The organism is Acinetobacter sp. EKM10A (genome assembly GCF_011075215.1).
In the GTDB taxonomy this organism is placed as follows: Bacteria; Pseudomonadota; Gammaproteobacteria; order Pseudomonadales; family Moraxellaceae; genus Acinetobacter; species Acinetobacter baumannii.
Genome location: NZ_JAALLK010000008.1, coordinates 83,723 through 95,811, shown reverse-complemented (window position 1 = coordinate 95,811; position 12,089 = coordinate 83,723). Strand labels below are relative to the sequence as shown.

At 43.1% G+C, this 12,089-nt stretch carries 10 protein-coding genes; 1 reads left to right on the top strand and 9 read right to left on the bottom strand.

What is annotated here, in order from left to right:
* Positions 1 to 3: 3 nt before the first annotated feature.
* The 5 genes from G9371_RS11955 to G9371_RS11935 form a co-directional block, all read right to left on the bottom strand.
* Positions 4 to 777 carry an enoyl-CoA hydratase gene (locus tag G9371_RS11955; protein WP_001198683.1) on the bottom strand — a complete coding sequence of 258 codons (774 nt, stop codon included), beginning with the start codon at positions 775 to 777 and terminating at the stop codon, positions 4 to 6.
* A 21-nt stretch (positions 778 to 798) separates the two neighbouring features.
* Entirely contained in the window at positions 799 to 1,926 is a 1,128-nt protein-coding gene (locus tag G9371_RS11950) for an acyl-CoA dehydrogenase family protein (RefSeq protein WP_001160772.1), read from the bottom strand.
* 11 nt (positions 1,927 to 1,937) lie between these two features.
* The gene (locus tag G9371_RS11945) at positions 1,938 to 3,587 is read right to left on the bottom strand and encodes an AMP-binding protein (RefSeq protein ID WP_029424602.1); all 1,650 of its coding nucleotides are present in this window, start codon (positions 3,585 to 3,587) and stop codon (positions 1,938 to 1,940) included.
* A gap of 81 nt (positions 3,588 to 3,668) precedes the next feature.
* Entirely contained in the window at positions 3,669 to 4,559 is an 891-nt protein-coding gene (mmsB, locus tag G9371_RS11940) for a 3-hydroxyisobutyrate dehydrogenase (RefSeq protein WP_029424603.1), read from the bottom strand.
* An 11-nt stretch (positions 4,560 to 4,570) separates the two neighbouring features.
* The gene (locus G9371_RS11935) at positions 4,571 to 6,088 is read right to left on the bottom strand and encodes a CoA-acylating methylmalonate-semialdehyde dehydrogenase (RefSeq protein WP_001092380.1); all 1,518 of its coding nucleotides are present in this window, start codon (positions 6,086 to 6,088) and stop codon (positions 4,571 to 4,573) included.
* 165 nt (positions 6,089 to 6,253) lie between these two features.
* Between G9371_RS11935 and G9371_RS11930 the strand changes: the two genes are divergently transcribed.
* Complete coding sequence (locus tag G9371_RS11930; RefSeq protein WP_000861801.1) at positions 6,254 to 7,135, top strand: LysR family transcriptional regulator; 882 nt, start codon at positions 6,254 to 6,256, stop codon at positions 7,133 to 7,135.
* A 57-nt stretch (positions 7,136 to 7,192) separates the two neighbouring features.
* Here the strand turns inward: G9371_RS11930 and G9371_RS11925 are convergent, their stop codons facing one another.
* The 4 genes from G9371_RS11925 to alr form a co-directional block, all read right to left on the bottom strand.
* Positions 7,193 to 8,623 (bottom strand): amino acid permease, encoded by a 1,431-nt coding sequence (locus G9371_RS11925; protein WP_000178999.1) that lies wholly within the window; start codon positions 8,621 to 8,623, stop codon positions 7,193 to 7,195.
* 370 nt (positions 8,624 to 8,993) lie between these two features.
* On the bottom strand, positions 8,994 to 10,433 hold the full coding sequence (locus G9371_RS11920) for an amino acid permease (protein ID WP_000205436.1): 1,440 nt from the start codon (positions 10,431 to 10,433) through the stop codon (positions 8,994 to 8,996).
* Positions 10,434 to 10,595: 162 nt separating this feature from the next.
* Entirely contained in the window at positions 10,596 to 10,955 is a 360-nt protein-coding gene (locus G9371_RS11915) for a RidA family protein (RefSeq protein WP_000071347.1), read from the bottom strand.
* A gap of 10 nt (positions 10,956 to 10,965) precedes the next feature.
* Positions 10,966 to 12,069, bottom strand: coding sequence for an alanine racemase (gene alr / locus G9371_RS11910; RefSeq protein WP_165471273.1), 1,104 nt, complete (start codon positions 12,067 to 12,069; stop codon positions 10,966 to 10,968).
* Between the last annotated feature and the right edge of the window lie 20 nt (positions 12,070 to 12,089).

Sequence of the window (12,089 nt, the reverse complement as noted above, 5' to 3'; positions counted from 1 at the left end):
CTCTTACTGATTTTTAAAATTTGCCTGCCGTTTTTCAACAAATGCCTGCATGCCTTCTTTTTGGTCCGCAGTTGCAAAAATGGAGTGGAACATGCGACGTTCAAAACGTAAACCTTCGGTAAGGTTCACCTCAAAAGCTCGGTTAATGGTTTCTTTGAGCATCATATTTGCAGTTAAAGACCGTGCTGCGATTTTTTCAGCGGCTTGCAAGGTTTGTTCAAGTAATTCTTCTTTACTAAACACACGTGCAACCAAACCACTTTGTTCTGCCTCTACTGCACCCATTTGACGAGCGGTAAGGCACATTTCCATTGCTTTAGCTTTACCAATGGCATGGGTTAAACGCTGTGTCCCACCAATACCCGGAATTACCCCTAAAGTGACTTCGGGTAAACCAAACTTGGCGTTATCAGCACAATAAATAAAGTCACACATGAGTGCTAATTCACAGCCACCACCCAATGCATAGCCACTCACCGCTGCAATTAGAGGTTTACGGCGCTGCGCAATACGGTCTGCAAGATGAAAAAAGTCATCTAAATAAATATCGGGAAATGCCAAATCGGCCATTTCTTTAATGTCGGCCCCTGCGGCAAAAGCTTTTTCAGAGCCTGCCAATACGATACAGCCAATTTCGCGATCTTTTTCGAGTTGATCTAATGCCTGATTAATTTCGCTAATTAATTCACTATTTAAGGCATTGAGCGCTTGAGGGCGATTTAATGTAATCAATCCAACCCCATTACGCTTTTCTAATAAAATACTTTGCCACTGCATTATTTATTCCTTGTTCTGATTTTATAGACTACGTGCAATCACTAAACGTTGGATATCACTTGTGCCTTCGTAAATTTGACAAATACGCGCATCACGGTAAATACGTTCAATTGGGAAGTCTCTGAGATAACCATAGCCACCAAACACTTGTAAGGCACTTGAGCACACACGTTCCGTCATTTCTGAAGCAAATAGTTTGGCCATTGAAGCTTCATTGAGACATGGTTGGCCTGCTTCTTTGAGACGTGCAGCGTAGTGAACCAGTTGTCTCGCTGCTTCAATTTCAGTTGCCATGCTAGCAAGGCGAAACGCGATGGTTTGATGCTCAAAAATTGGTTTTCCAAAAGTAATACGCTCTTTGGCATAACGAGTTGCTTCTTCGAGCGCCGCACGTGCTAGACCGACTGCTTGTGCAGCAATACCAATACGTCCACCTTCTAAATTGGCGAGAGCAATTTTCAGGCCTTCACCTTCTTTACCCAGCATGAGACTTTTATGGATGCGTACATCTGTCAGAGCAATCTGACACGTATCTGAAGCATGCAGACCCAGTTTTTCTTCAACGCGAATCACTTCATAACCCGGTGTCTCGCGTGGGACTAAAAATGCACTAATCCCCTTTTTACCTGCGCTCGGATCGGTCACAGCAAATACGATAATGACACCGGCATTATTACCCGAGGTAATAAATTGCTTGGCACCATTTAAAATGTAATAGTCGCCATCTTTTACCGCACGGGTCTTGATGGCTGCTGCATCTGAGCCAGTATGCGGTTCGGTTAAGGCAAAAGCTCCTATCATTTCACCTTGTGCCAAAGGTTTTAAAAAGCGCTCTTTTTGCTCGTCAGTCCCAAATTTTAAAATAGGCACACAACCAACCGAGTTATGTACACTCATAATGGTCGAGGTTGCACCATCCGCTGCTGCAACTTCCTCGAGTGCCAGTACATAGGCTAAGTTACCCGTGTCTGAACCACCCCATTCCTCTGAAACAAGCATTCCCATAAAACCGAGTTGTCCCATTTGAGTCAGAGTTTCTTTTGGAAAAGTTCCATCTCGATCCCAATCACTGGCATTAGGCTTGATTTGTTCTTGGGCGAAACTTTTCGCCATATCACGAATGAGTAATTGTTCTTCGGTAAATTGCATTATTATTTCCTTTACCCTGCTTTAGCTTGTTGTTTAGCAATTTCTTGATTACGCAATAAAAAGCGCTGAATTTTGCCACTTGGAGTTTTAGGTAATTCACTCACAAATTCAACTAAACGTGGGTAAGCATGTGCAGAAAGTCGTCTTTTAACAAATTGGCTGAGTTCTTCAGCAAGTGTATCGGAAGGTTGAGCATCCGCAGCTAAAATTACAAAAGCCTTAACCACTTCAGTGCGATCCGGATCAGGCACGCCTATTACTGCGGCTTCAATCACAGCGTCGTGTTCAAGTAGTGCGCTTTCCACATCGAAAGGTCCAATACGATAGCCTGATGTGGTGATCACATCATCGCTACGGCCGACAAAGCTCATACTGCCATCGGCATGTAGCTCGGCAGTATCACCCGTTAAGTAGTAATGACCGATGAAAGGTGATTTACGACTTTCTTTATAGCCACCAAACCACATCATTGGAGACTGGCTAATGTCGACTGCTAAAATTCCCGGTGTGTCTGGCGGAAGTTCTTCACCTTGTTCATTAACAATCGCAACACGATAGCCCGGACTTGGAAAACCTGCTGAACCAGCATGAATTTCATGTTTTAAACCATGATGATTACACACCACCATGCCTACTTCAGTTTGCCCGTAGTGGTCATAAATTGGAGCATCAAGGACTTGTTTAAACCAACGAATTACTTCCGGATTTAGCGGCTCTCCTGCACTACTCACCACACGCAATTGTCCTTTTAACGGCGCCATTTGTGCCGGATCAGCCGCCATCATCATGCGGTAAGCGGTTGGTGCACCTGCCAAGTTGTTAACCTTATAATCTTTCACAATTTGGCATAGACTATCGGTGCTAAAACCGCCTTCATAGAACAAAGTGGCATGGCCTAAAAATAACGGCCCAGTAATCGCATAATACAAACCATACGCCCAACCCGGATCGGCAATATTCCAGAATGAATCCTCTTCAGTTAAACCAATCGCATCTTGCATATATCGACCAAAAGCAATCAATGCTTTTAGTGGCACTTCTAATGGTTTCGCTGGTCCTGTAGTGCCAGACGTAAACATAAGCAAGAAAGGATCTTGGATGTTACGCATCACCAGATCACATTGATCGGACTGCTGCTTCACTTCATTCCAGAAATTAAAATCACCTGCTTTAAGCGGAGTACCTTGTGCGTCGGCCACTGTCATAATTGCAGGGCACTTTTCAATTTCGTCGAGCTTGCTACGGTTGCCCATATCGGTCACCACCAGCTTACTTTGAGCAAGTTGAATACGGTGCTCAATCGCTTTGGGACCAAAGGCAGTAAATAGGGGTTGGTACACTGCACCAATTCGCCAAGCTGCCAAAATGGTCACGATCAGTTCAGGTGTTCTTGGCAATAAGCCTGAAATACGGTCTCCCGCTTTCACACCTTGTGATTTTAAAAAGTTAGCAAACTGACTCGACCATTCTTTTAGTTCACGGAAGGTATATTGTTCTTTGCGACCGTCTTTTCCTTGCCAGTACAGCGCGATCTTGTCGCCATCTGCATGTCTATCACAACACTCATAACATGCGTTCAGTGCATCAAGTGAACCTGACAACATCTGTTTAGCAGTGCTTTCCAAATCGAAAGCCTGTACAGCATTTTGATAATCCATCATATCTTTTCCCTCAGTCCGGATTTGTTGTTATTCACGACAGGGTTTGATTTATTCGTTTAAAGCCATCCTTTGGCTTTATCGTTATGCCTCTTGTGGCAGGTATTGCTGAATAATGCTCGAGAAATCGAGATGAGCATTACCACGCATACACATTTGTTGATAAAGCTGTTGCACCATACCACCTAACAAAATCGGCTGTTTCACTTGGCCTGCAGCTTCAACAGCGAGCCCTAAATCTTTTAGCATCAGCTGAGTGGCAAAGCCATCTTGATAGCCTCGAGATGCGGGCGCATTTTCATTAATATGTGGCCATGGGTTACACACATCCGAACTCCAGCAACGGCCACTTGAAGTATTAATTACACCTGCCAATGCTTGTGGGTCGATGCCTAGCTTCACACCGAGTGCCATGCCTTCGGCCACCGCAGCCATTGAAATTCCTAAAATCAGGTTATTGCAAATTTTGGCAATTTGACCTGCACCGACATCACCACAATGAACAATATTTTTGCCCATATGGCTGAGCACAAGTTTCACCTCATTAAAGGTTTGTTCATCAGCACCGACCATGAAGGTTAAGGTTCCTGCTTGAGCACCAATGGTTCCACCAGAAACTGGTGCATCACAAATTTTAATATTTTTACTCTGTGCAACAGCAGCAATGTCTTTAATGGTTTGTGGGTCAATGGTGCTGCTATCAATGCATAAGCTACCTGCTTTTAGCACTTCCAAGACACCATTTTCACCCAAGTAAACCTCTTTAACATGCTTCGCCGCAGGCAACATGGTAATGACCACATCTGCTTGTTTAGCTGCATTCTGTGGGCTGTCGCAGACCACACCACCTGCCTCGGCGAAGTGCTGAATCGCGACTTCACTGAGGTCGTAACCATAAACTTTGAGTCCGGCTTTTAGTAGGTTTTGGGCCATTCTGCCGCCCATATTACCTAGACCGATAAAGGCGATATTCATCCGTGATCCCCTTAACGTAAACTAATGGTTGTATTTACACCGCCAACTTCATGGCTATCTTCGAACCAGCGACTGGTAATCGTTTTGGTTTGGGTATAGAACTGCACAGCCTGTTTACCGTATGGCCCCAAATCACCTAGTTTTGAGCCTCTTGAACCGGTAAAACTAAAGAAAGGCACTGGTACAGGAATTGGAATGTTGATACCGACTTGACCAATATCAATGAGGTTTTGGAAAGTACGTGCAATGGCACCGCTTTGTGTGAATAGGCCTACACCATTACCAAATGGGTTGGCATTGATCAAAGCAATCGCTTCATCGAGTGTATCTACACAAATAATTGAAAGTACCGGGCCAAAGATTTCTTCTTTATAAATACGCATGTCGGTATTTACACCACTAAAAATCGTGGCGCCCACAAAGTTACCTGACTCATAATCTTGTACTTGAACATTGCGACCATCGAGTAGTAACTCTGCGCCTTGCTCAACACCGCTATTAATCAAGTCAATTACACGCGCTTTGGCACGTTTTGAAATCACTGGACCAATGTCAGTATTTGGTTCATGGCCTGCATTTACTTTTAGAGTTTTGGCTTTTTCAACTAACTCTTGAATCCACTGTTTACTGTCACCAACCATCACTGCAACCGACAATGCCATACAACGTTGTCCCGCTGCACCGAATGCTGCACCTACTAAAGCGTTTAAGGTTTGTTCCTTATTGGCATCCGGCATCACAACTACATGGTTTTTTGCACCCATCATGGCTTGCACACGTTTGCCATGCTGCCCTGCAAGGTTATAAACATGTGTTCCAACCGCTGTTGAACCTACAAATGAAATTGCTTTAATGTCTTTATGGGTACACAAACGGTCAACCACTTCTTTACCGCCATGCACAACGTTCAGCACACCTGCCGGAATACCTGCTTGAATCGCAAGCTCAACCAACATCATGGTCGATAATGGATCTTGTTCTGAAGGTTTTAAAACAAAAGTATTGCCGCACACGATTGCCATTGGGAACATCCAAAGCGGGATCATGGCTGGGAAATTAAACGGCGTAATACCTGCACAAACGCCCAAAGGTTGCTGCAAGGTATACGTATCTACACCACGTGCTACACCTTCAACATATTCACCCATTTGTAAAGTACCAACTGAGCAGGCATGTTCAACCACTTCTAGACCACGTTGAATATCACCTTCGGCATCTGCCAAAGTTTTACCTTGTTCAGCCGTCAATACTTGTGCAATGTCTTTCATGTTGGCACGGATCAAGTCTTGTAACTTGAGCATGATGCGCATACGTGCCTGAATTGGGGTTTGGCGCCAAGAAGCAAAAGCATCTTGTGCAGCTTGAATAGCAGCGTCGACTTCTTCAACCGTTGCAAAAGGCACGCGGCCAATCACTTCCTGAGTTGCAGGGTTAACAATGTCTTGCCATTCTTGTGTTTTAGATTCGATAAACTGTCCGTTAATAAGTAATTTAGCGGTGTCCAATTCGATTTTCTGGATTGTGTTCATAACCTCTCCGTAGGTCATATTTTTATTGTGTTCAGTTATTAGAAAATACTTTTCTATGTATTTTCTTTATTCAGGTTTTATTTGAGACTAACAAAGAAATCTTTGACCACCAACGCAAATTCATGCACGATTGTTGTGCAAATATGCACAGGGACAATAACAAAAATGAAAGTGGATTGGGATCATCTACAGTTTTTTCTGGTTTTAGCACGCACTAAAACTCTAACCAATGCTGCACGTATTATCGGTGTCGAGCACAGTACGGTGGCTAGACGGATTCAGGCACTAGAACTTGCTTTAGGTACCACGCTATTTAAACGTGAAGCAACAGGCTATGAGTTAACTCTCGAAGGGATGGCACTTGTCCCTCGAGTTGAACAAATGGAACAAGCTTTCTTACAAATTGAAAAACCGCACCAACCTTTGCAAGGTCGTGTGCGAATTGGCACACCTGAGGGCTTTGGAACCGCATTTTTAGCCCGCTTACTGGCTGAGTTCTCCATACAGTATCCTCTGCTTACCATCGACCTGATACCCGTACCAAAAATGATTAAGCTCTCGCACCGTGAAGCAGATATTGTGGTGTCGATTGAACGCCCAACCTCAGGACCTTATATCATTACGCGCTTGTCTGATTACTGTTTAAAAATTTACGGTAGCCAAAACTATCTAGCGCAAAACCCACCAATTCGCCGTCTGGAAGATTTAACCCAGCACCGCTTTGTGAACTATATTGATGATCTGGTATATAGCCCCGAGCTGTATTGTCTAGAACGCTTACCTTTAAAGCTTAACGCGAACTTTCGTAGTAGCAGCATTTTGGCGCAACAAATTGCGGTCAGCGCAGGCGCAGGTCTTGCAATTTTGCCCAAGTTTTTGGCAGATGATAAGCCTGAGCTTGAAGAGGTGTTAGAACAACAAGTTCGTTTTACCCATACTTTCTGGATGCTGACCTTCGTTGATTTACAGCATGAACCGCGCATTAAACTAGTCTGGGATTACTTGCGTAAACAGGCCGATAAATATCAACATTTACTGGTTGATTAAATAATAAATAAAAAGCCAATCATATGATTGGCTTTCTGGTAAATCGAGACAGGTTAATTAAAAGATTTCTTGACCTAATTTTCTCATACGCGGCTTATAGAACGCATAATAGGTCACGCTTAAAACCACTAACCATACTGGGCTAACGTATAACGCTTTTAAGGTATCTGGCTCTAATGCCAAAATCACCAAGGTAAACAAGAAGAATGCAATAACGGCATAAGCCATCAACACACCGCCCGGCATTTTGAAGGTAGATGCTGCATGTAACTCTGGGCGAATTTTACGATAACGTAAATAACACGCCATGATTAAAATCCACACGCTAATGAATAAAATCACACAGAGCGAACTTGCCAAAGTAAATGCTTCCATTGTGTTTGGAACAAAGTACTGAAGCACCGCTCCGCCCATAATGAAAATACATGAGAAGATTAAGCCATTTGACGGTACAGCACGTTTTGATAAACGTCCCAAGACACTCGGTGCCTGACCATCTTTTGATAAACCAAACAACATACGGCTCGTTGAAAACACGCCACTGTTCATCGAAGACATGACCGAAGACAGCACAACCAAGTTCATGATAATTGCTGAAATCGGAATACCTGCATTTAAGAACAATTCAACAAACGGGCTTTTATCTGCACGGATATGATTCCAAGGCGTCACTGACATCACGACAAAAAGTGCCAGCACATAAAACAGAATAATACGTACCGGAATCGCGTTAATTGCTTTTGGTAAGTTAGTTTGCGGATCTTTCGTTTCAGCCGCTGTGGTACCAATCAACTCAACACCAATAAAGGCAAACACGGCAATCTGGAATCCGGCTAAAAATCCACTTACACCTTTTGGAAACAGACCACCATGCGACCAGACATTACTGATGCTGACAACGTCACCATGAGGAGCTTGGAAATGAGTGAGAATCATGTAGCCACCCACACCAATTAAGCCAATAATTGCCAAAATCTTAATGAGTGCGAACCAGAATTCTACTTCACCAAACAACTTGACCGTAAGCAAATTAAGTCCTAACACGAATAGTACACAGCCCGCACTAATCATGGCCTGTTGCATTGGTGAGAAACTGGCACCCTCGGGCAACCAGAAACTTAAATAATTAATAACTGCTGATAGATCGGCAATACCGACCAATACCCAGCCTAGCCAATAGGTCCAGCCAATATAATAGCCAGCCCATGGGCCGATTAAGTCATATGCCATATCAACAAATGACTTGTAATGTAAATTAGCAAGCAGTAATTCACCTAATGCACGCATAAGGAAAAAGAACATACCGCCAATTAACATGTAAATAACGAGAATCGAAGGACCTGCGAGGGAGATGGTTTTGCCCGAGCCCATAAATAGACCGGTACCGATTGCACCGCCAATTGCAATGAGCTGTAAGTGGCGATTACTTAATTTCCGTTGTAAATGATCAGGAGAACTTGCCTCATCTGAATGATGAACCATTGTCATATTAGAAGTCCTTTTTATATTTGCTTAATTTCAATCAGCAACATATAGGGAGAAAACGAACCGTATATCGTGGGTTGCTGAGTCTATACATCGGGACAAGATGTTCAAGTATATTTTTTCCTTAATTGATCTATCTTTTATCCCTATTTTTTTAAATTGCATTATTTATGTACTGCCTTCACGGCAATTTTAATTATCCAATCTCAATTCACCAGATGAGCCGAAGTGTAGCATGCGATATTGTTCAATGTCGCTTTCCCACCCCCTTCAAAACTGCACTGATGACTCAAAAATAAACAATATTATTCCGATAAAAAACCTAAAGAAAATAAAAAAAGCCAATCATGTTAGATTGGCTTTTTAATAAAACTTAATGGTCGTTGACGAGTTCACGTCCTAGTCTTTTCATACGCGGTTTATACAGCACATGATAAGTCACACCTAAAATGATCAACCATACTGGACTGACATATAGCGCTTTTAAGGTATCAGGCTCTAATGCCAAGATTACCAAAGTGAAAAGCATGAATGCCAAAACAACATAACTCATCCAAATGCCGCCCGGCATTTTGAACGTAGATTTTTCATGTAATTCAGGACGTAATTTACGATAGCGTAAATAGCACACCATAATGAGACTCCAGACACTAATGAATAGAATCACACAGAGTGAACTTGCTAATGTAAATGCCTCCATTGTGTTTGGAACAAAGTACTGAAGCACTGCCCCGCCCATAATGAAAGTACAAGAGAAAATCAAACCATTTGATGGGACTGCGCGTTTTGATAAACGTCCAAATGCTCCCGGTGCCTGACCATCTTTTGATAAACCAAACAGCATACGACTGGTTGAAAACACACCGCTGTTCATTGAAGACATGACCGAAGATAGCACCACCAAATTCATAATGATCGCAGAAACCGGAATACCTGCATTTAAGAATAACTCAACAAACGGGCTTTTATCTGCACGAATGTGATCCCACGGTGTTACCGACATCACAATAAATAACGCCAATACATAGAACAAAATAATACGTACAGGAATAGCGTTAATTGCTTTCGGTAAGTTCTTCTGCGGGTCTTTCGTTTCAGCAGCTGTTGTACCAACCAGCTCAACCCCGACAAACGCAAAAACGGCAATCTGGAATCCTGCCAAGAAGCCTTCTGTACCTTTCGGGAATAAACCGCCATGTGACCAGACATTACTAATGCTGGCAACAGCGCCTTGCGGAGCTTGGAAATGGCTGAAAATCATATAGCCACCCACACCGATCAGGCCAATAATTGCCAGAATCTTAATAAGGGCAAACCAGAATTCAATTTCACCAAATAGACGTACTGTAAGGAGGTTAAGACCCATCACAAACAACACACAGCCTGCACTAATCATGGCCTGCTGTATTGGTGAGAAGCTTGCACCATCGGGTAGCCAGAAGCTCAAATAGTTAATGACTGCTGAAAGGTCCGCAATACCGACCAGCACCCAACCTAACCAATAGGTCCAACCCAAATAGTAACCAGCCCAAGGACCAATCAGGTCATGAGCCATATCAACAAAAGATTTGTAATGCAGATTTGCAAGGAGTAACTCACCCATTGCACGCATTAAGAAAAAGAACATGCCTCCAATAATCATATAAATAAAGAGAATTGAAGGACCTGCGAGGGAGATGGTTTTACCTGAGCCCATAAATAGGCCAGTTCCAATTGCACCGCCAATAGCAATCAGTTGTAAATGACGGTTAGACAGTTTTCGTTGCAGATGATCGGGAGAATTTTCCGTATCTGAATGACGAGCCGTTGTCATATTAAAATTCCTTTTTGAATTCCTTTGTTAAGATCAGCAACCTATGGCGAAAATTGAACCGTATGCCATAGGTCACTGAATCTGTTCACCAAAAAACAACTGGTTAAACCGTATCTATCTTCCTTCTGTTAGATACATCATCGTTTTTGGAGTAAAGCCGAATTACTTTTGTGCTGCCGTCACGGCAATTTCAATTAACCAATCTGGATTGACCAAATCGGCCTGAATTGTGGCACGCGATGGAGCAACACACCCTTTTAACCAGTCAACCCAAATTGCATTTACGGTTGAAAAGTCAGAAAGATTTTTCAAATAGAGCTGCGCAGAGAGCAAGCGAGATTTATCGGTATTGGCTAATGCCAAAAGTTCATCAATTGTTGCAAGAATTTCACGGGTTTGGCCTGCCACATCTTGCTCGGTATTTTTAGGCACCTGACCTGACAAATAAACCACTTTGTTAAAAACAGTCACGGCGCTCATGACTTCGTTAGTGTTAATCTTTTGTATATCTGAATTAGACATTCGGATTTCCTTATACCTGATTAATAAATTGAACACGGGCGGTGACAGCACACATCAGTTCATAACCCACCGTACCGGATGAAACTGCAACATCGTCAATAGATAGAACGACGCCTGTACTTGACTGACCCCAGAGCACCACTTCACTACCAACTTTGGCACTCTCAATACCCGTTAAATCGACTGCCAACATATCCATACTGACGCGGCCAACTGTACGCGTGCGTACTGAGTCCACTAAAACTGGAGTACCTGTTGGCGAAATACGTTGATAACCATCGGCATAGCCACAAGCCACAATCCCAATCGTCATGGGTTGCTCTGCGACAAAGTTTGAGCCATAACCTACGCTTTCATTCGGCTCCAAATGCTGAACGGAAATAATTTCACTACGTAAGCTCATGGTCGGCTGCAAGCCCCAATCCGCAATACTATGGGTTGGGTAATCTGGCGAGCTGCCATAAAGCATGATGCCGCTACGGACATAATCTGATTTGAGCTGGTCTTGATAACGCAGAATTGCCGCACTATTACTTACCGATCTTTCACCCGGTAAATCCTTCACAATTTCTTCAAAGGCAGTAATTTGATAATCAATACCTTGCTGACCGAAACGATCACCATCTGCATCCGAAAAATGCATCATGTGGGTAATCTTGGCGACATTTGCCAAATTATTTAAACGTTCCCAAGCCTGCACATAATGCTGTGGTTTAAAACCAAGACGGTTCATTCCACTGTTCATTTTCAAGAAAACATCAAATTGAGCCGGATAAGGATGCTGTTCTACCCACTCAATTTGCGCTTCACTATGAATGGTGAAACTGAGTTGATATTGCACACAATCAAATAAATCTTGAGGAGAAAAAATCCCTTCGAGCAACAAAATCGGACCCGTCCAACCTAGAGCACGAATTCGTTTTGCTTCATCAAGATCAAGTAAGGCTAAGCCATCTGCTGCTTTAAACGCTTCATAAACACGTTCAATTCCATGTCCATAAGCATTGGCTTTTACAACGGCAAAGACCTTACTGTTTGGCATAGCCTTGCGCACCACCGCCAAGTTATTTAGTAAGGCTTGACGGTGGATCACTGCGGTAATAGGACGAGGCATGATTACTTTCCTAACGTCCG

Bases quoted from the DNA above. Each gene is read 5' to 3' on its own strand.
- G9371_RS11955 (WP_001198683.1), bottom strand. From the start codon at position 777: ATGCAGTGGCAAAGTATTTTATTAGAAAAGCGTAATGGGGTTGGATTG.
- G9371_RS11950 (WP_001160772.1), bottom strand. From the start codon at position 1,926: ATGCAATTTACCGAAGAACAATTACTCATTCGTGATATGGCGAAAAGT.
- G9371_RS11945 (WP_029424602.1), bottom strand. From the start codon at position 3,587: ATGATGGATTATCAAAATGCTGTACAGGCTTTCGATTTGGAAAGCACT.
- mmsB (WP_029424603.1), bottom strand. From the start codon at position 4,559: ATGAATATCGCCTTTATCGGTCTAGGTAATATGGGCGGCAGAATGGCC.
- G9371_RS11935 (WP_001092380.1), bottom strand. From the start codon at position 6,088: ATGAACACAATCCAGAAAATCGAATTGGACACCGCTAAATTACTTATT.
- G9371_RS11930 (WP_000861801.1), top strand. From the start codon at position 6,254: ATGAAAGTGGATTGGGATCATCTACAGTTTTTTCTGGTTTTAGCACGC.
- G9371_RS11925 (WP_000178999.1), bottom strand. From the start codon at position 8,623: ATGACAATGGTTCATCATTCAGATGAGGCAAGTTCTCCTGATCATTTA.
- G9371_RS11920 (WP_000205436.1), bottom strand. From the start codon at position 10,433: ATGACAACGGCTCGTCATTCAGATACGGAAAATTCTCCCGATCATCTG.
- G9371_RS11915 (WP_000071347.1), bottom strand. From the start codon at position 10,955: ATGTCTAATTCAGATATACAAAAGATTAACACTAACGAAGTCATGAGC.
- alr (WP_165471273.1), bottom strand. From the start codon at position 12,069: ATGCCTCGTCCTATTACCGCAGTGATCCACCGTCAAGCCTTACTAAAT.